The following is a 25398-nucleotide window of genomic DNA, read 5'->3' as shown; positions in this document are numbered from 1 at the left end:
GCCCAAAACGGGGGGTATAACTATGCTGGGCCCTGTCGCTATAATTGCGCCCCGCTCTGTCCGGGGTAGCGCCCCCGGCCCCATACCAACAAATAGCCTGTAGAGCCTTGAGTTAGGAGAGATCGAGAAGTGGAACGCGAATACATGGAATTCGACGTCGTCATCGTCGGCGCCGGCCCTGCCGGTCTGTCCGCCGCATGCCGACTGAAGCAGAAGGCCGCCGACGCGGGTCAGGAAATCAGCGTCTGCGTGGTCGAGAAGGGTTCCGAAGTAGGCGCCCACATCCTCTCCGGCGCCGTGTTCGAGCCCCGCGCGCTGAACGAGCTGTTCCCCAACTGGAAGGAACTCGAAGCCCCGCTGAACACTCCGGTCAAGCGCGACGACATCTACGTCCTGAAGAACGACCAGGCCGCCACCAAGGTGCCGAACTTCTTCGTGCCCAAGACCATGCACAACGAGGGCAACTACATCATCTCCCTGGGCAACCTGTGCCGCTGGCTGGCCCAGCAGGCCGAGGGCCTGGGCGTCGAGATCTACCCGGGCTTCGCCGCCCAGGAAGCGCTGATCGACGAGAACGGCGTGGTCCGTGGCATCGTCACCGGCGACCTGGGCGTCGACCGTGAGGGCAATCCGAAAGAAGGGTACTACACCCCGGGTATGGAGCTGCGCGCCAAGTACACCCTGTTCGCCGAAGGCTGCCGTGGCCACATCGGCAAACAGTTGATCAGGAAGTACAAGCTCGACAGCGAAGCCGACGCCCAGCACTACGGCATCGGCATCAAGGAAATCTGGGACATCGACCCGGCCAAGCACGACCAGGGCCTGGTGGTGCACACCGCCGGCTGGCCGCTGAACGACGACAACCCGGGCGGCTCCTTCCTCTATCACCTGGAGAACAACCAGGTGGTGGTCGGCCTGATCATCGACCTGTCCTACAGCAACCCGCACCTGTCGCCCTTCGACGAGTTCCAGCGCTACAAGCACCACCCGGTGATCAAGCAGTACCTCGAAGGCGGCAAGCGCGTGGCCTACGGCGCCCGCGCCATCTGCAAGGGCGGCCTGAACTCGCTGCCGAAGATGGTCTTCCCCGGCGGCGCGCTGATCGGCTGCGACCTGGGCACCCTGAACTTCGCCAAGATCAAGGGCAGCCACACCGCCATGAAGTCCGGCATGCTGGCCGCCGAGGCCATCGCCGAAGCCCTGGCCGCCGGCCGTGAAGGCGGCGACGAGCTGAGCAACTACGTGGACGCCTTCAAGGCCAGCTGGCTGTACGACGAGCTGTTCCGCAGCCGCAACTTCGGCGCGGCCATCCACAAGTTCGGCGCCATCGGCGGCGGTGCCTTCAACTTCATCGACCAGAACTTCTTCGGCGGCAAGATCCCGGTCACCCTGCACGACACCACCCCGGACTACGCCAGCCTGAAGAAGGCCAGCGAAGCGCCGAAGATCGACTACCCGAAACCGGACGGCAAGCTCAGCTTCGACAAGCTCTCCTCGGTGTTCCTCTCCAACACCAACCACGAGGAAGACCAGCCGATCCACCTCAAGCTGACCGACCCGAGCGTGCCGATCGCCAAGAACCTGCCGCTCTACGACGAGCCCGCGCAGCGCTACTGCCCGGCCGGCGTGTACGAAGTGGTGAGCAACGACGACGGCAGCAAGCGCTTCCAGATCAACGCGCAGAACTGCGTGCACTGCAAGACCTGCGACATCAAGGACCCGGCGCAGAACATCACCTGGATCGCCCCGGAAGGCACCGGCGGGCCGAACTATCCCAACATGTAAGGCCGCCGTGTAATGAAGAACGCCGTTTCCCTCACAGGAAACGGCGTTTTTTGTGCCTGTCGTAAGAGCAAACCTGGCGCGGCCGGAGTCCGCTCCTACATTGCAGGCGAGCACGGCTTTTCGTAGGAGCGAGCTTGCTCGCGAACAGACTCCGTTGCAGGGCTCATTCGCGAGCAAGCTCGCTCCTACGAAGAGCACCTCGGCGCAGCCGGCAAGACAGTTGCTGGACTGTAGGAGCGGGCCCTGCCCGCGAATCGCGCGCAGGGCGCGCTCCTACAAGGAGTGCGGGCGCAGGGGCTTGAGGCCCCAACCGCTGTAGCGACACCTTCCGCGAACTACCGGCCGCTCCGGGACCCACCGGTCACGGCTGCGGGCCGATGGCGAAGAACTCGCCGCCACTCCACACGCCCAGCCATTCCCGGCCATCGATCAGGCGCGGCACGGCCAGTTCGACCAGTTGGTAGAAGACGTTGCGGTGGATCAGCGCCTCCAGGTTGCTGCGCACCAGCACGTAGGGCGCCGGTTCCTGGGTCTGCGGGTCGATGTCGACGCGGATCGGGTGTTCGGGGCCGGCGACGAACTCGTCCTCGACGTTGCTGGTGAAGCGCAGTTGCTGAGCCTCGCCCTGCCCTTCCACGCTCAGCGTCACGGCGACGAAAGGCGCGTCGTCGACGCGGATGCCGCACTTCTCCACCGGGGTGATCAGGAAGTAGTCGTCGCCATCGCGGCGGATGATGCTGGAGAACAGCCTGACCATCGGCTTGCGCCCGATGGGCGTGCCCAGGTAGTACCAGGTGCCATCGCGGGCGATGCGCATATCGATGTCGCCGCAGAACGGCGGGTTCCACAGGTGCACGGGCGGCAGGCCCTTGCTGGCGGGAATCTGCGCCAGCAGGTCGCCGGCCTTGCCTGTATCGGTCATTGGAACTCCTCGGTCGCCTTCACCCCCAGCAGGCTGCGGGCGTAGTCTTCCAGCGGCGGCCCGATCAGGTCCTCGGGCCGGGCGTCGTAGAACGTCAGGAAACCGCCGCGGCTGCGGATGGTGGCGCTGTCCAGCAGGAAGCGGTTGCCGGTGTCGATCAGCATCACCTGGATCACGCTGCGGTCACGTCCGACGTCATTGTCGGTGTCTTCGTACTCTTCCCAGTTTCCCACATTGTCCTCGCCACGGGCGAAGCGCGTGTACAGCAGGTAGTCGGCGCCGGCCGCCCGCGCCTCCTGCATGGCCTCGTCCAGGCCCTCCGGGGCCTTGGCCCGGCGCACCTGCGGGAAGTATTCGACGAAGCCCTTGAAGGCCTCCTCCGCCACCACGTTGGGCCGCGCATAGGGATGCCCCGGCGGCACGAAGTGCCCCTGGGCGATGTAGATGAAGGAATCCGGCTGCACCCGCCAGTTCCCCGTGCGGCGGGTGTGGCTGTGGTCGAGGAAGCCGGCATCGCCCATGTAGTAGCCGGTGCGTTCGGCCATGTCGCTGGGCTTCATGCAGCCGGCCAGCGCAGCCAGGGCCAGGGTCAACAACAGGTAGCGCATTCGATCTCTCCGCGGCCGGCGTCGAAAAACCGGCGTTGGCCGGACGGATGCAGCTTCCGCGCCATCACAGGCCGCGCTGCCATTCCTGGCGCAGCTTCGCCTGCTGCGGCCGTTCGATGGCCTCTCGCACCTGGGCCAGCAGGCGCGGCTTGTCGGCGCCGAGCACACCCTTGAGCACCAGGTAGTTGGAGGCGTGGTCGCTGCGGAACACGGTGTCGCGCAGCTCCAGGCCCTGCAGCAGGCGCTCGACCTCGGCGAACAGCTGGGCCTGGCCCAACGGCTGGAAGTCGGGGAAGCCTTCGCGGAAACGCTGCTCGCCGGTGGGGAAGCTGACCACCAGGGTGGAGAGGAACTCCGGCTGCGCGGCGTTCATCAGGCGCGCCGAGTTGTCCGCGTGCTGCTCGCTCAGGCCCTGGCCGCCGAGGCCGTTGAGGATCATCACCGAGCGCTTGATGCCGGCCTGGCCGAGCTTGTCCAGGGCATCGAGGGTCGAGGCGTAGGTCTCGCCCTTGTTCACCCGCGCCAGCACCTCGTCGTCGCCGGACTCGGCGCCGACGTAGGCCATGCCCAGCCCGGCGTCGGCCAGTTCCTTCAGCTCCGCCACCGACTTCTTGCGCAGGTTGCGCGGCAGGCAATAGCTGGACACCCGCCGCACCTCCGGCAGGTGCTCGCGGATCGCCCGCAGGACGTTCAGCAGGCGCCGCGTCGGCAGCACCAGGGCATCGCCGTCGGCGAGGAACACGCGCTGGACGATCAGGCGCTCGCCGCAGCGGCGGATCTCCTCCAGCACTTCGGCCTCGTCGCGGGCGCGGAACTTCTTCTGCGGCTGCGTATACATCTCGCAGAACCCGCACTGGTTCCAGGAACAGCCGTTGGTCACCGGCAGGATCAGCGAATGCGCCTCGCTCGGCGGGCGGAACACCGGTTCGATATAGGAAATGGGGAAGTCGTGCATGGATCGCTTGGCTTGGGGAATGTCGGGTTTCAGCCGCCGATGATCTTCATCACCGTGACGCCGCCGGAGAAGGCCACTTCCTGCTTGTCCGCCAGGGCCTTCACCAGCAGCCGCTGCAGTGCCGGCAGGGCCTGGTGGCGCGGCTTGTCGAGCAGGTCGCCGACGTAGTGGCGGTTGCTGGAGGACAGGCAGCCGTGCAGCCAGCCGGTGGAGGACAGGCGCAGGCGCGAGCAGGTGCGGCAGAAGGGTACGCTTTCGTTGGCGATCACGCCGAAGAAGCCCTGCCCAGGCACTTCGTAGCGCAGCGCGGTGGCGTCCACCGGGGCGTCGGCCTGGATGTAGGGATGGTCGCGGCCGATCAGTTCGAGCAGTTCCCGCAGGCCGACGAACTGGCTGGCGAAGGCGTTGCCGTCGCGGGCCAGGTGGCCCATGCGCATCAGCTCGATGAAGCGCAGTTCGAAGCCGCGCGCCAGGCAGTAGTCCAGTAGCGGGACGACCTGGTCGAGGTTCTGCCCGCGCAGCGGCACCATGTTGACCTTGACCTTCATGCCCGCGGCGCTGGCTTCGTCCAACCCCTTGAGCACCGTGGCCAGGTCGCCGCCGCGGGCGATGCCGCGGAAGGCCGCGGCGTCCAGGGTGTCGAGGGAGACGTTCAGCCGGCGGATGCCGCATTCCAGCAGCAGCGGCAGCTTGCGCGAAAGCAGCTGGCCGTTGCTGGTCAGGCTGATGTCCTTCAGGCCCAGGCGGCTGACGCCATGCAGGAATTCGTCGAGCTTGGGGCTGACCAGGGGTTCGCCGCCGGTGACGCGCAGGCGTTCGATGCCGGCGGCCTCGATCAGGTAGGCCACGCCGCGCACCAGGCTCTGCGCGGACAGCTCGTCCTGCGCGGCGACCAGGCGCTTGCCGTCCGGCACGCAATAGGTGCAGGCGTAGTTGCAGGCGGCGGTAAGGCTGACGCGCAGGTTGCGGAAGCGCCTGCCCTGGCGGTCGACGATCATCGATCGACTCCGGCGGAGAGTGGTTCTGTCAGTATATCCCCGCCGGGCCGCGGCGGCGGCCCGAAAGCGCCGCCGGCATTGGCTCAGGCGGCAGGGGTGTCGCCGTCGCGCTTGCGCTTGTTGCCCATGCGCACGCCGATGTCCATGAGGAACTGGAAGAAGCCCTCCTGGTCCTCCAGCACCTCGCGCCAGAACGGCGAGTGGTACAGCGCCACGGCGCCGTGCACCAGGGCCCAGGCCGCGCAGTAGTGGAAGTACGCGGGAACGTCCTCCAGCTTGCCGGCGGCGATGCGCTCCTTGATCAACTGACTCAAGCGCTCGAAGTTGGATTCGCGGATCTTGTGCAGTTCCTCGACCATCTCCGGCACCTGGCTGTTCTTCACCACCTTCTCTTCCAGGCGGTCGAACAGGCGGTAGCGCTGCGGATCGCGCATGCGGAACTCGAAGTAGGCGCGCGACAGGCGTTCCTTGTCGCGGGCGACGTCCTCGGAGTGGAACAGCGCCGCCAGGTCGCGCTCGTAGTCGAGCATCAGGCGCAGGTAGATCTCCGCCTTCGACTTGAAGTGCTTGTAGATGGTGCCTTTGCCGATACCCACGGCATCGGCGATCATCTCGACCGTGACACTGTCTTCGCCCTGCTCAAGGAACAGCTTGAGGGCGGTGTCGAGGATCTCCTGTTCGCGACGACGGAATTCGCGAACCTTGCGTGGCTCTTTCTGCATAAAAAGACTGTTCGGTCAAAAATAGTCAAAATCCGGAGCCGCGTATTATGCCTATTCAGCGACAAAATGCACGGAACATCCGCCATGAATCCGCTTTCTTTCGAGTTTCCCCAGGAACCCGGCCTGCGCTACCTGAACCACGCCGCCGTGGCGCCCTGGCCCAAGCGTAGCGCCGACGCCGTCGCCGCCTTCGCCAGCGAGAACATCCGCCTGGGAGCGCGCGACTATCCGCAGTGGCTGCAGGTGGAGAACCGCCTGCGCCAGCGCCTTGCGCAGCTGGTCGGCGCCGCCACCACGGGCGACGTCGCCCTGGTGAAGAATACGTCCGAAGCCCTTTCCTTCGTGGCCTTCGGACTCGACTGGCGCCCCGGCGACCAGGTGGTGATCAGCGACCAGGAATTCCCCTCCAACCGCGTCGTCTGGGAAGCCCTGAAACCCCGCGGGGTGGAGGTCATCCAGGTGAGCCTGGAAGGCGCCGATCCCGAGGCCGACCTGCTGGCCGCCTGCGGGCCGCGCACGCGCCTGCTGTCGATCAGCGCCGTGCAGTACGCCAGCGGCCTGCGCATGGACCTGGAGCGCCTCGGCGCCGGCTGCCGCCAGCGTGGTGTGCTGTTCTGCATCGATGCCATCCAGCAACTGGGCGCCCTGCCCTTCGACGCCCAGGCCTACGACTGCGCCTTCGCCATGGCCGACGGCCACAAGTGGATGCTCGGCCCCGAGGGCCTGGGGGTGTTCTACTGCCGCGCCGCCGAGCGCGACCTACTGTCGCTGCAGGAATACGGCTGGCACATGCTGGAGAACGCCGGCAACTACAACCAGACCGATTGGCAGCCGGCGCGCAGCGCACGGCGCTTCGAATGCGGCAGCCCGAACATGCTCGGTGCCGTGGCCCTGGACGCCAGCCTGGGGCTGCTGGAGGAATTCGGCATGCCGGCGGTCGGCGCAGCCCTGGCCGAACGGGTACAGGCCTTGCAAGATGGCCTGAAAGGCATCCCCGGAGCGCGCCTGCACAGCCCGCTGCAACCCGAGCGCCGGGCCGGCATCCTGACCTTCAGCCTCGACGGCTGGGACAACGCCCGCCTGCACGAGCGGCTGAAGGCCGAACAGGTAGTCTGCATCCAGCGCGGCGCCGGGGTGCGCTTCTCGCCGCACTTCTACACGCCGGAAAACGTGATAGAGGACACATTGGCCATCATCTCGGCCCTGGCCCGGGAATAAGCCGCAACCCGCGAGCCAGGGGGCCTGGCCCCGCTGGCAAGCGGCAAATGGCAGGCCATGGGCCCGGCAGTATTCCAAATCTGTTTAAAAAACCGCCGGGTGGTTGTGGAAGCTCTGCCATCTTGGCCAATACTTCAACTTACTGGTGTGCGGCATCTCCCCCCAAGTGCCCCGCCAGTGAAGGTACCGAGGATCGCGTACCTTATTGTTACACTCCTAATGGTCTTGACCCGGATTCATCCCCCAGAACCCGGGTTTTTTTTATGTGCGTGAAATAATTGGGGTTGTGTGCCCTCTTTCTGTAAAGCCGTAGGGCGTTATCCGCCGAATCGCGGACGGAGTCCGCTCCTACACCTTCCGGCAAATATGACACCCCGTAGGATGGGTTGAGCGAAGCGATACCCATCACCACGACCGCATGGGTTTCGCCAAGGCTCAACCCATCCTACGAAGAGCGCCTCGGCGCCCCGGAGACGTCCGCAGAGGGTCCAGGAAAGCACGGTCGTAGGAGCGGACTCCGTCCGCGATTGGGCTCGCCGTGCATGGAGCTAGCCGGTGGCACGAACCACCGAGCATCACGCCGCCAACGGGAACAACCGCCTGAAATTAGCCGTAGTCTGCTCAGCCAACACCTCGAAACTCACCCCCCGCAGCACAGCCAGGTACTCAGCCACCTCGCGCACATACTCCGGCAGGTTCGGCTTGCCGCGGTGCGGTACCGGCGCCAGGTACGGCGAATCGGTTTCCACCAGCAGGCGGTCGGCCGGTACCTGGCGGGCCACTTCGCGCAGGGCTTCGGCGTTGCGGAAGGTGACTATGCCCGACAGCGAGATGTAGAAACCGATGTCCAGGGCCGCCTTGGCCATTTCCCAGTCCTCGGTGAAGCAGTGCAGCACGCCGGCCTGGGGCAGCGCCGCCTCGCGCAGCAGCGCCAGGGTGTCGGCGCGGGCCTCGCGGGTGTGGACGATGACCGGCTTGCCGGTGAGCTTCGCCGCTTCCAGGTGCAGGCGGAAGGCTTCCTGCTGCAGTTCGGCGGCTTCGGGTTCGTAGTGGTAGTCCAGGCCGGTTTCGCCGATGGCCACCACCCGTGGGTGATTCAGTTCGGCCAGCAGCCAGTCCAGGGCCGGGGCTGCGCCGGGTTCCAGGTCCAGCGGGTGGACGCCCACCGAGCAGTGCACGTCGGCGTAGCGCTCGGCCAGGTCCTTGACCGCCCTGGCGTTGTCGGCGCTGACGCCGATGCACAGGAACTGCCCGACGCCCCGGGCGCGCGCGGCGTCCAGGGCGGCGTCGAGCGAGCCGCCGTGGGCGGCCAGGTCGAGGCGGTCGAGGTGGCAATGGGAATCGACGAGCATGGAAAGGCTACTCCGGAAATGACGAAGCGCCCCTTCGGGCGCCTCCTGCGTTCGACGGTACGTCTGCCGCGGATTACATGGTGTGGGTCGGCCTGTCGGACTTCAGCGCCCCGGCCAGGTAGGTCTCGATCTTGTTGCGCGCGGTGTTGTCGCCGTCGTTGAACTGCACGCCGATGCCCGCGGCGCGGTTGCCCTGGGCGCCCTTCGGGGTAATCCAGACCACCTTGCCGGCCACCGGGATCTTCTCCGGCTCGTCCATCAGGTTGAGCAGCATGAAGACCTCGTCGCCCAGCTTGTAGGTCTTGTTGGTCGGGATGAACAGCCCGCCGTTGCGGATGAACGGCATGTACGCGGCATAGAGTACGGACTTGTCCTTGATGGTCAGGGACAGGATACCGTTACGCGGTCCCAGGTTCGGTGGCAAGCTCATGCGGCTGTCCTAGCGATGATCCGATTGGCCGATTCTAGCCCGGCCCCGGCAGGCTTGCCCACTGCGCGAGCAGGGCTTCGAGAAGCAGGGCACGGTTGAGGTTGGCCTTGTTCAGGACTTTCTGCCGGTGCTCCAGCAACCAGTCCTGGATCGCCATGACCTTGGGCTGCGTGGACTTCTCCGCCAGGTACTGCACCACCTTGCGCATGTCCGCCAGGCCCAGCCCCGCTTCGTCGCGGGTCAGCTGGTAGCGCAGGATGCCCAGCGCCCAGTCGCAGAACCAGTCGAACAGCAGCGGCAGCGGCACGGCGTTCCAGCTCTCCGCCAACTGGCCGGGGGCGATCTGCTGCTTGAGCAGCTTCTTCACGCCCTCCACCACCAGCGCGCGCTGTTCGCGCACGCCCTGGCCGTACAGGCGCTGGGCGGTCAGCGGCGAGCCGCCGGCCAGGACCAGCAGTTCGTCGAGCGCGGCGGCGTCCTCGCCGGGCAGCACGCTGGCCAGGTAGGCGCGGCTCTGCTCGGCGCTCGGCTGCGGGCAGGCCTGCTGCACGCAGCGGCTCTTGATGGTCGGCAGCAGGCGGCTGGGCTGGTGGCTGATCAGCAGCAGCACGGTATCGCCGGAGGGCTCCTCCAGGCTCTTGAGCAGGGCGTTGGCGGAGTTGAGGTTCATCGCCTCGGCCGGTTCCAGCAGCACCACCTTGCGCCCGCCCAGCTGCGCAGTCTGCACCACGAAGTCCACCAGTTCGCGGACCTGGTCGACGCGGATCGGCTTCTCCGGCTCTTCCGGCTCCAGCAGGAAGAAGTCCGGATGGGTGCCGGCGGCCAGCAGCTGGCAGCCCTTGCACTGGCCACAGGCGCGGCCGCCGGCGGGGTGCTGACAGAGCAGCAGGGCCACCAGGTTGTCAGCCAGGGCACGCTTGCCGATGCCGGCCGGGCCGTGCAGCAGGTAGGCGTGGGCATGCCGCGGGCGGCCGCTGAGCTGCTGCCAGAGCGTGGCCTGCCAGGGATAGGTCTCAGCCATGCAGGCGCTCCAGCAGGTTCGGCAGCAGGGCCTCGATGTCGGCCTGCACGCGCGCCAGTGGCTGCGCGGCGTCGAGCACCTGGTAGCGCCGCGGCTCGGCGGCGGCGCGACGCAGGTAGGTCTGGCGCACCGCCTCGAAGAATTCACGGCCTTCCTGCTCGAAGCGGTCCAGGCGGCCACGGGCGGCCGCGCGGGCCAGGCCGACTTCCACCGGCAGGTCGAAGACCAGCGTCAGGTCCGGGCGCAGGTCGCCCTGGACGAAGCGTTCCAGCTCGGCGATGCGCGACTCCGGCAGGCCGCGGCCGCCACCCTGGTAGGCGTAGGTGGCGTCGGTGAAGCGGTCGCAGAGCACCACGGCGCCGCGGGCCAGGGCCGGGCGGATGACCTGGGCGATGTGCTGGGCGCGGGCGGCGAACATCAGCAGCAGCTCGGTATCCACCGCCATCGGCTCGTCACTGGGGGCCAGCAGCAGGTCGCGGATGCGCTCGGCCAGCGGCGTGCCGCCGGGCTCGCGGGTCAGCTGCACTTCCACGCCGCGTTCGCGCAGGCGCTCGGCCAGGTACTCGCGGTTGGTGGTCTTGCCCGCGCCTTCGGGGCCTTCCAGGGTGACGAACAGGCCGCTCACTCGGCTCTCCTTCTGTCTGTGCTACTGCTGCGCCGGCGGTTGCTCGGGAGCCTCCGCCGGCGCCGGTGCGGGAATCGGCGCAGGGCTGGACCGGTAGTCCGCGCGCCGCTTCATCTGGTATTCCTGCACCGCCTTGTTGTGGTCGTCGAGGTTGTCGGAAAACACGTGGCTGCCATCGCCACGGGCGACGAAATACAGGCTCTGGCCATTGGCCGGGTTGAGCGCGGCGTGGATCGCCTCGCGCCCGGGCATGGCGATCGGCGTCGGCGGCAGGCCGGCGATCAGATAGGTGTTGTAGGGGGTGGGCTCGCGCAGGTCGGCGCGGCTGATCTTGCCGTTGTAGCGCTCGCCCATGCCGTAGATCACGGTCGGGTCGGTCTGCAGCAGCATGTTCTTCTGCAGGCGGCGCACGAAGACCCCGGCGATCTGCTGGCGCTCCTGGGGCACACCGGTTTCCTTCTCGATCAGCGAAGCCATGATCAGCGCCTGGTACGGGTCCTTGTAGGGCAGGTCGCCGCTGCGGGCCTGCCACTCCTGGTCGAGGATGCGCTCCATGCGCTGGTAGGCCAGCTTGAGCAGGTCGATGTCGCGCATGCCGCGGACGTAGCGGTAGGTGTCCGGGAAGAACTGCCCCTCGGGCACGACGCCGGCCTTGCCCAGGCGCGTCATCACCTCTTCGTCGCTCAGGCCGGCCAGGGTGGCTTCCAGCTTGGGCTGGCGCGCCAGCAGTTCGCGGAACTGGTGGAAGGTCCAGCCCTCGACCAGGGTCAGGCTGTACTGCACCACCTCGCCTTCGCGCCACAGTTCCAGCAGGTCATCGCCGCTCATCCCCGGCTTGAGCCGGTATTCGCCACTGTGCAGGGCCTGCCCGGCCAGGTTGAAGCGCCAGTACAGGCGCAGCCAGAAGGCGCCGTGCAGCACTTCCTCGTCCTGCAGGCGCGTCAGCAGCGCCCCCGGGGTGGCGCCGGAAGGGACGTCCAGCAGGCGTTCTTCGGTCAGCTGCAGCGGCTGCTGCAGGGCCCGGCGCTGCTCCCAGCCGGCCAGGCCGAGCAACAGCCCGGCCAACAGCAGGCCGCTTTCCAGCAGCACCAGCAATTTGCGCATCACAGGTCAGGAATCCAGGCGTTCGCGGAAGTGGGCTTGCAGTTTACGGGTGATCGCCCCGACCGGCCAGGCATGGGCTTCGAGTCGACGCACCGGCCAGACACCATAGAGGCTGTTGCAGAGAAAGACCTCATCGGCCTGCAACAGTTCGGCGTAGGCAACATCCCGAACCGCAGTGGGAATGCCCTGCCCCGCCGCCCATTCCAGCAGTTCGGCGCGCATCACCCCGGCCACTCCGCAGCGGCTCAGTTCGGGCGTGATCAATTGGCCGTCGCGGACCAGGAACAGGTTGCTGAATACGCCTTCGACCACGCGCCCGCCCTGGTCGCGCATCAGCCCCTCGGCGAAGGCCGGGTCGCTCCACTCGCTGCGGGCCAGGACCTGCTCCAGGCGGTTGAGGTGCTTGAGGCCGGCCAGCAACGGCTGCTCGGCCAGGCGGGTGGCGCAGGGGAAAAGTGCGATGCCCTCGTCGAAATTGGCCGCCGGGTAGGCCGGCGCCGGCGAGCCGATGAGGATGCGCCGCACCTGGGCATCGGCCGGCGCGGCATAACCGCGCAGGCCTTCGCCGCGGGTCAGCATCAGCTTGGCCACGCCTTCGCCCAGTTGCGCGGCGAAGGCCAGCAGTTCCTGCTCGACCTGGGCCAGCGACACCGGCAGGAACAGGCGCCGCGCGCCCTCTTCCAGGCGCGCCAGGTGCCGCGCCAGCAGGCGCGGCCGGCCGGCGCGCACGGCGATGGTCTCGAACAGGCCATCGCCGTAGGCCAGCCCGCGATCGCGCACGGACAGGGCCTCGGCGGGCCGGCCGTCGACCCAGGCGGACATCAGCCGTTGAACCGGCGGAACACCAGGGAACCGTTGGTGCCGCCGAAGCCGAAGGAGTTGGACACCGCCACTTCGATGCTGCGCTCCTTGAGCCGGTTCGCCACCAGGTCGAGGTCGCAGCCTTCGTCCGGGTTGTCCAGGTTGATGGTCGGCGGCGCCACCTGGTCGCGCAGCGCCAGGATGCAGAAGATGGCTTCCACCGCGCCGGCGGCACCGAGCAGGTGGCCGGTCATGGACTTGGTCGAGCTCATCGACAGCTTGTAGGCGTGCTCGCCGAAGATCGACTTCACCGCGGAGATCTCGGCGATGTCGCCGGCCGGGGTGGAGGTGCCGTGGGCGTTGATGTAGTCGACCTGCTCCGGGTTCAGGCCGGCGTCGCGCAGGGCGTTCTTCATGCAACGGGCAGCGCCGGCGCCATCTTCCGGCGGCGCGGTCATGTGGAAGGCGTCGCCGCTCATGCCGAAGCCGACCAGCTCGGCGTAGATGCGCGCGCCGCGGGCCTTGGCGTGCTCCAGCTCTTCCAGCACCACGGCGCCGGCGCCGTCGGAGAGCACGAAACCGTCGCGGTCCCTGTCCCACGGGCGGCTGGCCCTGGCCGGCTCGTCGTTGCGGGTGGACAGCGCGCGGGCTGCGCCGAAACCGCCGATGCCCAGGCCGCAGGTGGCCATTTCCGAACCGCCGGCGACCATCACGTCAGCCTCGCCGTAGGCGATGTTGCGCGCGGCCATGCCGATGTTGTGGGTGCCGGTGGTGCAGGCGGTGGTGATGGCGTAGTTGGGGCCCTGCAGACCGAGGTTGATCGACAGGAACCCGGAAACCATGTTGATGACCGAGCCGGGCACGAAGAACGGCGAAATGCGCCGCGGCCCCTGCTCGAACAGAGAACGGCAGGTGTTCTCGATGTTGGTCAGGCCGCCGATGCCGGAGCCGATGGCGACGCCGATGCGCTCGCGGTTGGCGTCGCTGACTTCCAGGCCGGAATCGCGCACCGCCTGGTAGCTGGCGGCCAGGCCGTACTGGATGAACAGGTCGAGTTTGCGGGCTTCCTTGGCGGACATGTACTGCTCGACGTCGAACCCCCTCACCGAACCGCCGAAGCGGGTGGAAAAGGCGGAAAGGTCCATGTGCTCGATCGGGGCGATACCGCTGCGGCCGGCCAGGATACCCTGCCAGGAACTCGGCACGTCCACGCCCAGCGGCGAGAGCATACCCATGCCAGTGATGACGACGCGTCTGCGCGACACTACGACTTCCTCATTTTGCGAATACACGGCATAGGCGCCGGACCGCGACCAGGGCTGTCCAGCGCCATGCTAAAGAAAAGCCGCACGCCTTTGCAGGCCGTGCGGCTTCTTCCGTCGGAAACGGCTACTTATTGCTGGTGGGCAACGATGTAGTCGATGGCTTCCTGCACGGTGGTGATCTTTTCGGCTTGCTCGTCGGGGATTTCGGTCTCGAATTCCTCTTCCAGAGCCATCACCAGCTCAACGGTGTCAAGGGAGTCGGCGCCCAGGTCTTCGACGAAGGAAGCGCTGTTGGTGACTTCTTCTTCCTTAACGCCGAGTTGCTCAGCAACGATCTTCTTGACGCGTTCTTCGATGGTGCTCATACCTTGTTTTCACTCCTATGGACAATCCGTACAGCTGGGCTGCGGGTAAGTGTATAGAAAGGGTTTTCTGCATTTCAAGCTGAACGCCGACGCCCCTTCGCGACCACCACGATGTTCTGTCTATAACCCAGTTGCATCTATATAACGGATTTTAGACAGCGCATATGACACATCCGCGAAGAGTAAGGTCACATTCAGCTCATGTACATTCCGCCATTCACCGGTACCGTGGCGCCGGTCACATAGGCGGCACCATCGGAGGCGAGGAATCCTACCACCTTGGCGATCTCTTCGGCTTGGCCGAGACGCCCGAGCGGAATCTGGCCGAGCAGCGCTTCGCGCTGGGCTTCGGGCAGCTCGCGGGTCATGTCGGTGTCGATGAAGCCCGGGGCCACCGCGTTGACGGTGATGGCACGGGAGCCCACTTCGCGCGCCAGGGCGCGGGTGAAGCCCTCTAGACCGGCCTTCGCCGCGGCGTAGTTGGTCTGCCCGGCATTGCCCATGGCGCCGACCACCGAGCCGATGTTGATGATGCGACCCCAGCGAGCCTTGGTCATGCCGCGCAGCACGGCTTTCGACAGACGGTAGAGGCTGTTGAGGTTGGTGTTGACCACGTCGAACCACTCGTCGTCCTTCATCCGCATCAGCAGGTTGTCACGGGTGATGCCGGCGTTGTTGACCACGATCAGCGGCTGACCGAGGTGCTGCTGGATGTGTTCGAGGGTGGAGGCGACGGACTCGTCGCTGGAAACGTCCAGGACCAGGCCGGCGCCTTCGATGCCGTTGGCCTTGAGGTATTCGGCGATCTTCTCGGCGCCCGAGGCGCTGGTGGCGGTGCCGATGACGATGGCGCCCAGGCGGCCCAGTTCCAGGGCGATGGCCTGGCCGATGCCGCGGCTCGCGCCGGTGACCAGGGCAACCTTACCTTGCAGACTCATGCTCTTATCTCCTGTTCAAGCCAGAGCCGCACGAGCCGCCGCGAAGGCGTCCGCCGAATCCAGATTGTGGGTGTTCACGCCCTTGGCGCAACGCTTGTTCAGGCCGGCCAGGACCTTGCCAGGGCCGCACTCTACCAGATCGCTCACGCCCTTGGCGGCGAGCAGTTGCACGGTCTCGACCCAGCGCACCGGGCTGTACAGCTGCGCCAGAAGGTCGCGCTTGAGGGTATCGAGGTCCGCCGGCACCTGGGCGCTGACGTTCTGCACCAGGGCGATCTGCGGAACCTGCCAGGCGATGGCTTCCACCGACTCGGCGAAGCGCTCGGCGGCCGGACGCATCAGCGCGCAGTGCGACGGCACGCTGACCGGCAGCGCCACGGCGCGCTTGGCGCCACGCGCCTTGCAAGCCTCGATGGCGCGCTCGACCGCGGCGGCGGCACCGGCGATCACCACCTGGCCGGGAGCGTTGAAGTTCACGGCGCTGACTACGTCACCCTGCGCAGCTTCGGCGCAGGCGGCCAGCACGTCGGCGTCTTCCAGGCCGAGGATCGCGGCCATGCCGCCGGTACCGGCGGGCACCGCTTCCTGCATCAATTGGCCGCGGCGCTCGACCAGTTTCACCGCATCGGCGAAGCCCAGGCTGCCGGCGGCGACCAGGGCCGAGTACTCGCCCAGGCTGTGGCCAGCGACGTAGGCCGGCGCGGCGCCACCCTCGGCCTGCCACAGGCGCCACAGCGCGATGGAGGCGGTGAGGATGGCGGGCTGGGTCTTGTCGGTCTGGTTCAGGCGCTCTTCCGGGCCTTCCTGCACCAGCGCCCAGAGGTCGTAGCCCAGGGCCGCGGAGGCTTCGGCGAAGGTGTCACGCACCAGTGCGTGCTGCGCGCCCAGCTCGGCCAGCATGCCGAGGGATTGCGAGCCCTGGCCGGGGAAAACGAATGCGAGGGATGCGGACATTGCAACGGGTCCCTTGTGTCTGTTTCGTCGAAGGGTAACGCCAGCAGCAGCCTGGCGCATGGAACTGACAGTTGGATGACGGCCTCGACCGCGCGGTCACATCGCCAGGGCGAAGACATCATCTCGCCGGGCGGCCTTGCGAGCGCGGTGCGCAAGCATACTTCCATTACCGCCAGAAATCTCTATTTCCTTTCTATTCAGCTACTTAGAGAAGGCTTTCAAGCCGCCCATGGAGCCGCTGCGGCAGGTTCTCGCGGATTTCCACCAGGGCCCGGCGCAGAGCGCTCTGGATGCCCTCCTCGGCCGCGCTGCCGTGGCTCTTCACCACGATGCCCTGCAGCCCCAGGAAGCTCGCGCCGTTGTGCCGGGCCGGCGTCAGGTCGCTGCGCAGGCGGCGCAGCAGCGGCATGGCCACCAGGCCAATGGCTTTCGCCGACAGGCTGGACGCGAACAGTTGCTCCAGGCGGCTGACCACCATGGCCGCCAGCCCCTCGCTGGCCTTCAGCAGGATGTTGCCAACGAAACCGTCGCACACCACCACGTCGGCCAGGCCACGGTACAGGCCATCGCCTTCTATGTAGCCGATGTAGTTGATGCCGCGCGCCTGCTCCAGCAGGGTCGAGGCCAGCTTGACCTGCTGGTTGCCCTTGATTTCCTCGGTGCCGACGTTGAGCAGCGCCACCCTCGGGTTGGCCTTGCCCAGCGCCTCGGCCGCCACCGCGCCCATCACGGCGAACTGGTAGAGGTGCTCGGCGCTGCAATCGACGTTCGCTCCCAGGTCCAGCAGGTGGCAATGCCCGGTCTGGGTCGGCACGGCGGTGACCATGGCCGGCCGGTCGATGCCCGGCAAGGTCTTGAGCAGATAGCGCGACAGGGCCATCAGCGCGCCGGTGTTGCCGGCACTGACGCAGGCATGGGCCGTACCGTCGCGGACCAGTTCCAGGGCGACGCGCATGGAGGAGTCGGGCTTGCTGCGCAGGGCCTGGGACGGGCGTTCGTCCATGCCGATGACTTCGCTGGCGTGCTGGATGTGCAGGCGCGGGCGGTCGACCGCGGGAACGCGGGTGCAGAGTTCTTCGAGGAGGGGAGCCTGGCCGACGAGGACCAGTTGCAGAGCGGGGTGCTGGGCCAGGAAGGAAATGCTGGCCGGAACAATGCAGTGGGGACCGAAGTCCCCACCCATTGCATCAATCGCGATGATTGGTGCGGACAAGGATTACTCGTCAGAGCCCTTGTCTACGACCTTGCGGCCGCGATAGAAGCCGTCCGGGGAGACGTGGTGGCGCAGGTGGACTTCACCGGTGCTCTTTTCCACGGACAGAGCGTTCGCATCGAGCGCATCGTGGGAACGACGCATGTCACGAGCGGAACGGGATTTTTTGTTCTGCTGAACAGCCATGATTGATTAACTCCTAAACGTTTGGGTCACGCTTCAACTGCGCCAGTACGCTGAACGGGTTGGGACGTTCTTCCACGTTCTCGCTCGGCTCGGGCGCTGCTGCAAATCCCGCCGGATGCTGGCATTCTTCAGGGTCATGGGCCGGAACGATGGGCAAGGCGAGCAACAGCTCGTCCTCGACCAGAGGCGGCAGGTCGAGGGGTTCCTCCCCCACTTCCAGCGCATCGTACCCCTTCGGCAGCCCTTCGGCAGACTGGCCTTCCCAGAGGATGGCGAAGTCGGACTCGCTGGTGACCTGGAAGGTCGCCGGCTCGAGGCAGCGTTGGCATACCATGCTCACCTGCGCGTCGACTTCGACATGCATGACCGCCAGCTTCTGCTCGTCGCGGTGGAAGAAAAACTTCGCCCGGACGTTGCCTTCGCTGCTGGTCAGCTGTTCGCAAACCCGCGGCATACTGGCGAGCGGCAGCACACCCTCGAGGGTGGCTTCGCGCTCTACCAATTTGCGCGGATCGACGTGAGGTGGTATCGGCCCATTCAACATAAGCGCGCCATTATAGGGATGCCCCCGTCCCTGTCAAAGGAAATTAGGCATAAACCGCTGTATGGACAGCCTTTTCGCTAGAATCGCGGACTTCGCCCAGGAGACTCCCGATGCGCCCACTGATTCTCGCCTCAAGCTCGCCCTACCGCCGCGAATTGCTGCAACGCCTGCGCCTGCCCTTCGAATGCGCAAGCCCGGATATAGATGAAAGCCCGCTGCCCGGCGAAAGCGCCGAACAACTGGTGCGCCGCCTCGCCGAAGCCAAGGCGCGGGCGCTGGCGGCGCGCTTTCCCGAGCACCTGATCATCGGCTCGGACCAGGCCGCCGTCCAGGGCCAGGCGATCCTCGGCAAGCCGCACACCCTGGAGCGGGCCATGGAGCAACTCAAGGCCTCCAGCGGCAGCAGCGTCAGCTTCCTCACCGGCCTGGCCCTGCTGGACAGCGCCAGCGGCCGCTGCCAGGTGGATTGCATCCCCTTCCGCGTGCACTTCCGCGAACTGGACGAGGCGCGCATCCACCGCTACCTGGAAGCCGAACAACCCTTCGATTGCGCCGGCAGCTTCAAGGCCGAGGGCCTGGGCGTCAGCCTGTTCCGCGCGACAGAGGGCGAGGATGGCACCAGCCTGGTCGGCCTGCCGCTGATTCGCCTGGTGGATATGCTGCTGGCGGAAGGCGTACAGGTTCCCTGACCGCTCCTACGCTGCAGGCGAGCACGGCTTTTCGTAGGAGCGAGCTTGCTCGCGAACGGATTCCGCCACGAGGCTATTCGCGAGCAAGCTCGCTCCTACGAAGAGCACGAAGAGCATCCCGATACCTGTCGCCCCGGAAACGAAAAAGCCGCCGCCTCATATATAAGGCAGCGGCTCGTTTCGAGCGCCAGGGCCTCAGCGCAACGCCGGCCCCTGCCAGCCCATCCACAGCGCCAAACGCTCGGCGACGCTGGCGCCGATCTTCTTGGCGAAGCGGTCGAACGGCGTTTCCTGCACGGTGTAGTCGACGATTTCCTTTTCCTTGATCACGTCGCGCGCCACGTAGCTGGTGCTGCCCAGGCCATCGATCAGGCCGAGTTGCAGCGCCTGCTCGCCGGACCAGATCAGCCCGGAGAACAGCTCGGGATGATCCTTGTCCTTCAGGCGATCGCCGCGCCCTTTCTTCACGCTGTCGATGAACTGCTTGTGGGTGGTGTCCAGCACGCCCTGCCAGAACTGCGTCTCTTCGGCCTTGGGCGGCTGGAAGGGATCGAGAAAGGCCTTGTGCTCGCCGGAGGTGTAGACGCGGCGATCGACGCCGAGCTTCTCCATGGTGCCGACGAAGCCGAAGGTGGCGGCGGTCACGCCGATGGAGCCGACCAGGCTGGCCTTGTCGGCATAGATCTCATCGGCGGCGCTGGCGATGTAGTAGGCGCCGGACGCCCCCAGGTCGCTGATCACCGCGTAGACCTTCACGTCCGGGTGCAGGCCGCGCTGGCGCTTGATCTCGTCATATATATAGCCGGACTGCACCGGACTGCCGCCCGGGCTGTTGATGCGCAGGACGATGCCCTTGGTGCCGCTGTCCTCGAAGGCCGCCTTCAGCGCCCCGACGACATTGTCGGCGCTGGCCGGCTCGTCGTCGGCGATCATGCCCTTCACCTCGATCAGGGCGGTATGGCTGCCGCTGCGCGAGGCGGACTTGGACAGGCCGCTCAAGGGGGTGAACAGCGCCAGGGCGCCGAACAGGTAGATGAAGGTCAGCAGCTTGAAGAAGATGCCCCAGCGACGAGCCCGGCGCTGTTCCTGAACGCCCGCCAGCACTGCCTTCTCCAGCAGTTTCCAGCTCTTCGCGTCTTCCTTGCCGGGCTCCTCGGCCTTCCACTCATCCGACATGCTCGTTCACCTCGATCCGTAGGTCCTGCGCCCGGCCATCCAGCCAGGCGCGCAATTCGTTGAAATGCCCGATCTCCAGGCGCGGGCCGTATTCGCGCAGCACGGACAGCGGCTGCGCCCCGTAGGACACCGCCACCGAATCCATGCCCGCCCGGCGCGCCATCTCCAGGTCGAAGGGCGCATCCCCGACCATCAGCGCGCGGCCCGGCTCGACCAGGCAATGCGCGAGGATTTCATGCAGCATGCGCGGATCGGGCTTGCTCGCCGACTCATCGGCGGCACGGGTGATATCGAAGAAGCCTTCCCAGCCCTGCCCCTTCAGCACCCGGTCCAGGCCGCGGCGACTCTTGCCGGTGGCGACCGCCAGACGGTAGCCGGACTGGCGGAAATGCTCCAGCGCGTCGGCCACGCAGGGGAACAAAGGAGAAGGCTCGACCTCCAGCATCAGATAATGCTCGGCGTAGTCGCCACGAAAGACTGTCAGCGCCGCTTCGTCGTCGACTTCCGGGTACAGCGTCTGGATCGCCTCCGGCAGCCCCAGGCCGATGATGCCTTTTATGGCTTCGTCGCTGCGCCGCGGCAGGCCGGAACGCTCGGCCGCCACCCGCATCGACTCGACGATGCGGCCGACGGAGTCGACCAGGGTGCCGTCCCAGTCGAAGACCAGCAGCGCGTAATCAGGCATCCAGGCGCTCCAGCGTGCTGCGCCAGATGTCGTCCACCTCGGCGTCCAGCTCCAGGGTGGAGCCGTCAGGCATGGGCACACGCAGCTGCGCAGAATGCAGGAACAGGCGCTTGCCGCCCAGCTCGCGGATCTCGCGGGAGAACTCGTCGTCGCCGTACTTGGCGTCGCCGGCGATGGAATGCCCGGCGTGCTTGGCATGCACGCGGATCTGATGGGTGCGCCCGGTGATCGGCCGCGCCTCCACCAGGGTGGCGAAATCGCCGAAGCGGCGCAGCACCTTGAACTCGGTGAGCGCGTCCTTGCCTTCGACGTTGACTTCCACCATGCGCTCGCCGGAACGCAGGTTGTTCTTCAGCAGCGGCGCGCGGATCTGCTTCTTCGCCGCCGGCCAGCTGCCGCGCACCAGGGCGTGGTAGCGCTTGTCCACCACGTGCTCGTTGCGCAGCGCATCATGCAGGTGGCGCAGCATGCTGCGCTTCTTGGCGATCATCAGCAGGCCGGAAGTGTCGCGATCCAGACGGTGCACCAGCTCCAGGTCCTTGGCCTCCGGGCGCAGCTGGCGGAAGGCCTCGATCACGCCATAGCTGAGGCCGCTGCCGCCGTGCACGGCGATGCCGGCGGGCTTGTTGATCACGATCAGCGCCTTGTCCTCGTAGACGATGGCGGCCTCCAGGCGCTCGAGCAGCCCCTGGGCCAGCGGCGCCGGCTCGTCGCGCTCGGCCAGGCGCAGCGGCGGCACGCGCACCACGTCCCCGGCCTGCAGCTTGTACTCGGGCTTGATCCGCCCCTTGTTCACCCGCACCTCGCCCTTGCGCAGGATGCGATAGATCAAGGTCTTGGGTACGCCTTTGAGCTGGGTTCTGAGGAAATTGTCGATGCGCTGGCCGGCATATTCCGGCGCGACTTCAAGCAGCTGGACGCCGGAAGTCGGAGGGGTGGAAGTCGTCATCCGCCCATCATAGCAATTTTTCATTCAATTGAAGCACTTAATCATTGCTGCTATATTCGGGAGGCCGCCAAAAGTGGCCGGGCCCGCGGATGTCAGCGAAATCGCCATCCCCGCTGCCTGCAAGCACATTGAACGGACGTGAGGCAGTCCTGCGAAGCGTTGCCGTGACGGACCCATGAATCCCTCGCCGCAACGATTCGGAACCCGAGCCTTGAGACATGACGCACGGCTGCCTCGGTAGCCGTGAAAAGCCAACCCGCTCCCGGATTCTGCGAGCGGCACCCGCTTCTTCAATAGGAAACGTGCAGGGTGGAGATGCACAACTGTCGGACCGCGTAGCTGGCACAGCCTTGTTTCAGACGCACTCTTTCGTCCGCCTCCGACAGCTGATTCCTCCTCCTGTTGATTGCTTGTTCGCAGGACAAGCAGGAGACGTAGTCGCGACCCGGCCCGTTGTTGGCCGGACGTCGCTGGACACGGGAATGGTCCGCCGTTCCTGAGTACGCGCCTGAGCACCGACCGTGAGAGTCGTGGGTGCCGATTGCCGTTTCCGGTGGCCCCGGAAACCATTGGTACTACATGAAAAGAATGCTGATCAACGCAACTCAACCCGAAGAGTTGCGTGTAGCGCTGGTAGATGGCCAGCGTCTGTTCGACCTGGACATCGAGTCCGGCGCGCGCGAACAGAAGAAGGCCAACATCTACAAGGGCCGCATCACCCGCGTCGAGCCCAGCCTGGAAGCCGCCTTCGTCGACTTCGGCGCCGAGCGCCACGGTTTCCTCCCCCTCAAGGAAATTTCCCGCGAGTACTTCAAGAAGAGCCCCGAAGGGCGCATCAACATCAAGGAAGTGCTCAGCGAAGGCCAGGAAGTCATCGTCCAGGTCGAGAAGGAAGAGCGCGGCAACAAGGGCGCGGCCCTGACCACCTTCATCAGCCTGGCCGGCCGTTACCTGGTGCTGATGCCGAACAACCCCCGCGCCGGCGGTATCTCCCGCCGCATCGAAGGCGAAGAGCGCAACGAACTGCGCGAAGCCCTGAACGGCCTCAACGCTCCCGCCGACATGGGCCTGATCGTCCGCACCGCGGGCCTGGGCCGCAGCTCCGAAGAGCTGCAGTGGGACCTGGACTACCTGCTGCAACTGTGGGGCGCCATCAAGGAAGCCTCCGGCGAGCGCGGCGCGCCCTTCCTGATCTACCAGGAAAGCAACGTCATCATCCGCGCCATCCGCGACTACCTGCGCCAGGACATCGGCGAAGTGCTGATCGACAGCATCGACGCCCAGGAAGAAGCCCTGAACTTCATCCGCCAGGTGATGCCGCAGTACGCCAGCAAGGTCAAGCTGTACCAGGACAGCGTTCCGCTGTTCAACCGCTTCCAGATCGAGAGCCAGATCGAGACCGCCTTCCAGCGCGAAGTGAAGCTGCCCTCCGGCGGTTCCATCGTCATCGACCCGACCGAGGCCCTGGTCTCCATCGACATCAACTCGGCGCGCGCCACCAAAGGCGGCGACATCGAGGAAACCGCCCTGCAGACCAACCTGGAAGCGGCCGAGGAAATCGCCCGCCAGCTGCGCCTGCGTGACATCGGCGGCCTGATCGTCATCGACTTCATCGACATGACCCCGGCGAAGAACCAGCGCGCCGTGGAAGAGCGCGTGCGCGAAGCCCTCGAGGCCGACCGTGCGCGCGTGCAGGTCGGGCGCATCTCGCGCTTCGGCCTGCTGGAGATGTCCCGCCAGCGCCTGCGTCCATCCCTCGGCGAGACCAGCGGCATCGTCTGCCCGCGTTGCAACGGCCAGGGCATCATCCGCGACGTGGAATCCCTGTCGCTGGCCATCCTGCGCCTGATCGAGGAAGAAGCGCTGAAGGACCGCACCGCGGAAGTCCGCGCCCGCGTGCCCTTCCAGGTCGCCGCCTTCCTGCTCAACGAGAAGCGCAACGCCATCACCAAGATCGAGCTGCGCACCCGCGCGCGCATCTTCATCCTGCCGGACGAGCATCTGGAGACCCCGCACTTCGAAGTGCAGCGCCTGCGTGACGACAACCCGGACCTGCTGGTCGGCCACACCAGCTACGAGATGGCCCAGGTCGAGCACGAGGAAGTCCAGCCGGTCAGCGCCACCCGCACCCTGGTACGCCAGGAAGCCGCGGTGAAGACCGTCTCCCCGCAGACTCCTGCCCCGCAACAAGCCGAGCAGGCTGCCGCCGCGCCGCAACCGGTGGAAGCCGCCAAGCCGATGCCGCAGCCGAGCCTGTTCCAGGGCCTGGTCAAGTCGCTGGTGAGCCTGTTCGCCGGCAAGGAAGAACAGGCCAAGCCGGCCGTCAGCGCGGAGAAGCCCGCCAACGAGCGCAGCTCGACCCCGGACGAGCGCCGCAATGGCCGCCAGCAGAACCGTCGCCGTGATGGCGGCCGTCGCGACGATGACCGCAAGCCCCGCGAGGAGCGCGGCGAGCGCAACGAGCGCCGTCGCGAAGAACGCGCCGAGCGTCCGGCCCGCGAAGAACGCCAGCCCCGTGAAGAACGCGCCGAACGCCAGCCGCGCGAGGAGCGTCAACCGCGTGAAGAACGTGCCGAGCGCCAGCCGCGCGAGGAACGTCAACCGCGTGAAGAGCGTGCCGAGCGTCAGCCCCGCGAGGAACGCCAGCCGCGTGAAGAACGCGCCGAGCGCCAGCCCCGCGAGGAGCGTCAACCGCGTGAAGAACGCGCCGAGCGCCAACCCCGCGAGGAGCGTCAACCGCGTGAAGAGCGCGCCGAGCGTCAGCCCCGCGAGGAACGTCAGCCGCGCGAAGAACGTGCCGAGCGCCAGCCGGGCGAAGAGCGTCAGCCCCGTGAAGAACGCCAGCCGCGCGAAGAGCGTGGTGAGCGTCGCGAACGTGGCGAACGCCAGCCCCGCGAGGAGCGCCAGGCCCGCGAAGCCGCGCTGGAAGCCGAAGAGCTGCCGAACAACGAGGAACTGCTGGAGCAGGACGACCAGGAAGGCAGCGATGACGATCGTCCGCGCCGCCGCTCCCGTGGCCAGCGCCGCCGCAGCAACCGCCGCGAGCGTCAGCGCGAAGTCGGCGTGGAAGGCCCGGAGGCCGGTGAGCAGCCGCAAGGCAGCGAGTCGCCGTCCGTCCCGGCCCTGGCCGCAACCGGCGTTGCCGCGGTAGCCGTGGTCGCCGAGCAGGTCGTCGAAGCCGCCAGCGAGCAAACCGCCGAGCCGGTCGCTGCCGTCGAAGCCAGCGCCGAAGCCGTGGTAGTCACCGAGACCCACGAGGAAAGCGCCGGCGAGCAGATCGTCGAGTTCAGCCTGCAGCCGAGCGAATCCGCCCCGGCCGCCGCCGAGCCGGTCGAGCAGCCTGCCGCGGAAGCCGTGGTCGAGGCCGCTCCGGTCGTCGAAAGCGCCCCCGTCGAGCCCCAGGTGGTCGAAGCCCCGGTCGCCGAGGCCGAGCCTGATGTCGCCGCGCCGAGCCAGGACGAAGCCCAGCCGGCAGCCAACGCCAGCGGCCGCGCCCTGAACGACCCGCGCGAGCGCCGTCGCCTGCAGCGCGAAGCCGAGCGCCTGGCCCGTGAAGCCGCGGAAGCCGCCGCTGCCGCTCCGGCCGTAGTGGAAACCGCCGTGGTCGAGCAGGCCGCCGAGGTGGAAGTCGTCGCCGAGCAACAAGTCGAGGCCGCGGAAGAAAGCGTCGTGGAAGCGGCCCAGGAGACTGTCGAAGCGTCCGCCACCACCGAGGCCGTCGAAGCACCCGCTGCCGAAGCTGCCGAAGCTGCCGAAGCTGCCGAAGGCGAGCAGGCCATCCAGGCCGTCGAGGAGCAAGTCGAGGCCGACAAGGCCGAGCACCGCGACGAGGTGGAAAAGCACCACGGCTGATCGCCCGCGTGTTGAAAAAGGGGATGCCTAGGCATCCCCTT

Annotated in this window: 25 protein-coding genes; 4 read left to right on the top strand and 21 right to left on the bottom strand. The window is 66.8% G+C overall.

Annotated features, from left to right (window positions below; all coding sequences use genetic code 11):
* The first annotated feature begins 129 nt into the window (after positions 1-129).
* Positions 130-1785 carry an electron transfer flavoprotein-ubiquinone oxidoreductase gene (locus M8R19_RS25560; protein WP_249919286.1) on the top strand — a complete coding sequence of 552 codons (1656 nt, stop codon included), beginning with the start codon at positions 130-132 and terminating at the stop codon, positions 1783-1785.
* A gap of 361 nt (positions 1786-2146) precedes the next feature.
* Here the strand turns inward: M8R19_RS25560 and M8R19_RS25555 are convergent, their stop codons facing one another.
* The 5 genes from M8R19_RS25555 to M8R19_RS25535 form a co-directional block, all read right to left on the bottom strand.
* Positions 2147-2707, bottom strand: a complete 561-nt coding sequence (locus tag M8R19_RS25555; RefSeq protein WP_249919285.1) for a DUF1285 domain-containing protein — start codon at positions 2705-2707, stop codon at positions 2147-2149.
* Positions 2704-3315, bottom strand: coding sequence for a DUF4823 domain-containing protein (locus M8R19_RS25550; protein WP_058071007.1), 612 nt, complete (start codon positions 3313-3315; stop codon positions 2704-2706). Before M8R19_RS25550 ends, M8R19_RS25555 begins: the two co-directional genes overlap by 4 nt.
* Before the next feature lie 64 nt (positions 3316-3379).
* Entirely contained in the window at positions 3380-4270 is an 891-nt protein-coding gene (locus M8R19_RS25545; protein ID WP_249919284.1) for a radical SAM protein, read from the bottom strand.
* 29 nt (positions 4271-4299) lie between these two features.
* Positions 4300-5268: a GTP 3',8-cyclase MoaA gene (locus M8R19_RS25540; protein WP_116424858.1), complete on the bottom strand. Its 969-nt coding sequence runs from the start codon at positions 5266-5268 to the stop codon at positions 4300-4302.
* Between the two features lie 83 nt (positions 5269-5351).
* Positions 5352-5990: a TetR/AcrR family transcriptional regulator gene (locus M8R19_RS25535; RefSeq protein WP_009621451.1), complete on the bottom strand. Its 639-nt coding sequence runs from the start codon at positions 5988-5990 to the stop codon at positions 5352-5354.
* An 84-nt stretch (positions 5991-6074) separates the two neighbouring features.
* Here M8R19_RS25535 and M8R19_RS25530 point away from each other — a divergent pair, with 84 nt between their 5' ends.
* A complete protein-coding gene (locus M8R19_RS25530; RefSeq protein ID WP_249919283.1) occupies positions 6075-7208 on the top strand; it encodes an aminotransferase class V-fold PLP-dependent enzyme in 1134 nt (377 codons plus the stop codon).
* Positions 7209-7783: 575 nt separating this feature from the next.
* Here the strand turns inward: M8R19_RS25530 and M8R19_RS25525 are convergent.
* The 13 genes from M8R19_RS25525 to M8R19_RS25465 form a co-directional block, all read right to left on the bottom strand.
* Complete coding sequence (locus tag M8R19_RS25525) at positions 7784-8560, bottom strand: TatD family hydrolase (protein WP_074979834.1); 777 nt, start codon at positions 8558-8560, stop codon at positions 7784-7786.
* Positions 8561-8633: 73 nt separating this feature from the next.
* Entirely contained in the window at positions 8634-8990 is a 357-nt protein-coding gene (locus tag M8R19_RS25520; protein ID WP_009621447.1) for a PilZ domain-containing protein, read from the bottom strand.
* A gap of 34 nt (positions 8991-9024) precedes the next feature.
* Complete coding sequence (locus tag M8R19_RS25515) at positions 9025-10011, bottom strand: DNA polymerase III subunit delta' (RefSeq protein ID WP_249919282.1); 987 nt, start codon at positions 10009-10011, stop codon at positions 9025-9027.
* On the bottom strand, positions 10004-10636 hold the full coding sequence (gene tmk, locus M8R19_RS25510; RefSeq protein ID WP_249919281.1) for a dTMP kinase: 633 nt from the start codon (positions 10634-10636) through the stop codon (positions 10004-10006). The genes M8R19_RS25515 and tmk overlap by 8 nt, the downstream gene beginning before the upstream one ends.
* A 21-nt stretch (positions 10637-10657) precedes the next feature.
* Positions 10658-11740, bottom strand: a complete 1083-nt coding sequence (mltG, locus tag M8R19_RS25505) for an endolytic transglycosylase MltG (protein ID WP_249919280.1) — start codon at positions 11738-11740, stop codon at positions 10658-10660.
* 6 nt (positions 11741-11746) lie between these two features.
* Positions 11747-12562 carry an aminodeoxychorismate lyase gene (pabC, locus tag M8R19_RS25500; RefSeq protein ID WP_074979844.1) on the bottom strand — a complete coding sequence of 272 codons (816 nt, stop codon included), beginning with the start codon at positions 12560-12562 and terminating at the stop codon, positions 11747-11749.
* Positions 12562-13806 carry a beta-ketoacyl-ACP synthase II gene (gene fabF, locus M8R19_RS25495; RefSeq protein ID WP_074979846.1) on the bottom strand — a complete coding sequence of 415 codons (1245 nt, stop codon included), beginning with the start codon at positions 13804-13806 and terminating at the stop codon, positions 12562-12564. Before fabF ends, pabC begins: the two co-directional genes overlap by 1 nt.
* Positions 13807-13934: 128 nt before the next feature.
* Positions 13935-14171, bottom strand: a complete 237-nt coding sequence (acpP, locus tag M8R19_RS25490) for an acyl carrier protein (RefSeq protein WP_007160597.1) — start codon at positions 14169-14171, stop codon at positions 13935-13937.
* Positions 14172-14365: 194 nt separating this feature from the next.
* Positions 14366-15109, bottom strand: a complete 744-nt coding sequence (gene fabG / locus M8R19_RS25485; protein ID WP_009621431.1) for a 3-oxoacyl-ACP reductase FabG — start codon at positions 15107-15109, stop codon at positions 14366-14368.
* A 15-nt stretch (positions 15110-15124) separates the two neighbouring features.
* Entirely contained in the window at positions 15125-16063 is a 939-nt protein-coding gene (fabD, locus tag M8R19_RS25480) for an ACP S-malonyltransferase (protein WP_249919279.1), read from the bottom strand.
* Positions 16064-16268: 205 nt separating this feature from the next.
* The gene (gene plsX, locus M8R19_RS25475; protein WP_283939503.1) at positions 16269-17276 is read right to left on the bottom strand and encodes a phosphate acyltransferase PlsX; all 1008 of its coding nucleotides are present in this window, start codon (positions 17274-17276) and stop codon (positions 16269-16271) included.
* Between the two features lie 3 nt (positions 17277-17279).
* The gene (rpmF, locus tag M8R19_RS25470) at positions 17280-17462 is read right to left on the bottom strand and encodes a 50S ribosomal protein L32 (RefSeq protein WP_009621425.1); all 183 of its coding nucleotides are present in this window, start codon (positions 17460-17462) and stop codon (positions 17280-17282) included.
* Positions 17463-17475: 13 nt separating this feature from the next.
* Complete coding sequence (locus tag M8R19_RS25465) at positions 17476-18006, bottom strand: YceD family protein (protein ID WP_058488940.1); 531 nt, start codon at positions 18004-18006, stop codon at positions 17476-17478.
* Positions 18007-18116: 110 nt separating this feature from the next.
* On the opposite strand from M8R19_RS25465, the gene M8R19_RS25460 reads away from it, so the two are divergent.
* Complete coding sequence (locus M8R19_RS25460; RefSeq protein ID WP_074979855.1) at positions 18117-18695, top strand: Maf family protein; 579 nt, start codon at positions 18117-18119, stop codon at positions 18693-18695.
* 195 nt (positions 18696-18890) lie between these two features.
* Here M8R19_RS25460 and sppA read toward each other — a convergent pair whose 3' ends face one another.
* The 3 genes from sppA to rluC are packed head-to-tail and all read right to left on the bottom strand — an operon-like array spanning position 18891 to position 21505.
* Positions 18891-19871, bottom strand: a complete 981-nt coding sequence (gene sppA, locus M8R19_RS25455; RefSeq protein WP_061561118.1) for a signal peptide peptidase SppA — start codon at positions 19869-19871, stop codon at positions 18891-18893.
* The gene (locus M8R19_RS25450; protein WP_249919277.1) at positions 19861-20556 is read right to left on the bottom strand and encodes an HAD-IA family hydrolase; all 696 of its coding nucleotides are present in this window, start codon (positions 20554-20556) and stop codon (positions 19861-19863) included. Before M8R19_RS25450 ends, sppA begins: the two co-directional genes overlap by 11 nt.
* Complete coding sequence (gene rluC, locus M8R19_RS25445) at positions 20549-21505, bottom strand: 23S rRNA pseudouridine(955/2504/2580) synthase RluC (protein ID WP_074979860.1); 957 nt, start codon at positions 21503-21505, stop codon at positions 20549-20551. The genes M8R19_RS25450 and rluC overlap by 8 nt, the downstream gene beginning before the upstream one ends.
* 579 nt (positions 21506-22084) lie before the next feature.
* Between rluC and rne the strand changes: the two genes are divergently transcribed.
* On the top strand, positions 22085-25357 hold the full coding sequence (rne, locus tag M8R19_RS25440) for a ribonuclease E (protein ID WP_249919276.1): 3273 nt from the start codon (positions 22085-22087) through the stop codon (positions 25355-25357).
* Positions 25358-25398 lie beyond the last annotated feature (41 nt).

The organism is Pseudomonas sp. R3.Fl (assembly GCF_023516765.1).
GTDB lineage: Bacteria > Pseudomonadota > Gammaproteobacteria > Pseudomonadales > Pseudomonadaceae > Pseudomonas > Pseudomonas citronellolis.
The sequence above is the reverse complement of the archived record's forward strand: the minus strand, read 5'-3'. Positions and strand labels throughout refer to the sequence as shown.

Coding starts and splice junctions, on each gene's coding strand:
- M8R19_RS25555 (WP_249919285.1), bottom strand. CDS start 2,707: ATGACCGATACAGGCAAGGCCGGCGACCTGCTGGCGCAGATTCCCGCC.
- M8R19_RS25550 (WP_058071007.1), bottom strand. CDS start 3,315: ATGCGCTACCTGTTGTTGACCCTGGCCCTGGCTGCGCTGGCCGGCTGC.
- M8R19_RS25545 (WP_249919284.1), bottom strand. CDS start 4,270: ATGCACGACTTCCCCATTTCCTATATCGAACCGGTGTTCCGCCCGCCG.
- M8R19_RS25540 (WP_116424858.1), bottom strand. CDS start 5,268: ATGATCGTCGACCGCCAGGGCAGGCGCTTCCGCAACCTGCGCGTCAGC.
- M8R19_RS25535 (WP_009621451.1), bottom strand. CDS start 5,990: ATGCAGAAAGAGCCACGCAAGGTTCGCGAATTCCGTCGTCGCGAACAG.
- M8R19_RS25530 (WP_249919283.1), top strand. CDS start 6,075: ATGAATCCGCTTTCTTTCGAGTTTCCCCAGGAACCCGGCCTGCGCTAC.
- M8R19_RS25525 (WP_074979834.1), bottom strand. CDS start 8,560: ATGCTCGTCGATTCCCATTGCCACCTCGACCGCCTCGACCTGGCCGCC.
- M8R19_RS25520 (WP_009621447.1), bottom strand. CDS start 8,990: ATGAGCTTGCCACCGAACCTGGGACCGCGTAACGGTATCCTGTCCCTG.
- M8R19_RS25515 (WP_249919282.1), bottom strand. CDS start 10,011: ATGGCTGAGACCTATCCCTGGCAGGCCACGCTCTGGCAGCAGCTCAGC.
- mltG (WP_249919280.1), bottom strand. CDS start 11,740: ATGCGCAAATTGCTGGTGCTGCTGGAAAGCGGCCTGCTGTTGGCCGGG.
- pabC (WP_074979844.1), bottom strand. CDS start 12,562: ATGTCCGCCTGGGTCGACGGCCGGCCCGCCGAGGCCCTGTCCGTGCGC.
- acpP (WP_007160597.1), bottom strand. CDS start 14,171: ATGAGCACCATCGAAGAACGCGTCAAGAAGATCGTTGCTGAGCAACTC.
- fabG (WP_009621431.1), bottom strand. CDS start 15,109: ATGAGTCTGCAAGGTAAGGTTGCCCTGGTCACCGGCGCGAGCCGCGGC.
- fabD (WP_249919279.1), bottom strand. CDS start 16,063: ATGTCCGCATCCCTCGCATTCGTTTTCCCCGGCCAGGGCTCGCAATCC.
- rpmF (WP_009621425.1), bottom strand. CDS start 17,462: ATGGCTGTTCAGCAGAACAAAAAATCCCGTTCCGCTCGTGACATGCGT.
- M8R19_RS25465 (WP_058488940.1), bottom strand. CDS start 18,006: ATGTTGAATGGGCCGATACCACCTCACGTCGATCCGCGCAAATTGGTA.
- M8R19_RS25460 (WP_074979855.1), top strand. CDS start 18,117: ATGCGCCCACTGATTCTCGCCTCAAGCTCGCCCTACCGCCGCGAATTG.
- sppA (WP_061561118.1), bottom strand. CDS start 19,871: ATGTCGGATGAGTGGAAGGCCGAGGAGCCCGGCAAGGAAGACGCGAAG.
- M8R19_RS25450 (WP_249919277.1), bottom strand. CDS start 20,556: ATGCCTGATTACGCGCTGCTGGTCTTCGACTGGGACGGCACCCTGGTC.
- rluC (WP_074979860.1), bottom strand. CDS start 21,505: ATGACGACTTCCACCCCTCCGACTTCCGGCGTCCAGCTGCTTGAAGTC.
- rne (WP_249919276.1), top strand. CDS start 22,085: ATGAAAAGAATGCTGATCAACGCAACTCAACCCGAAGAGTTGCGTGTA.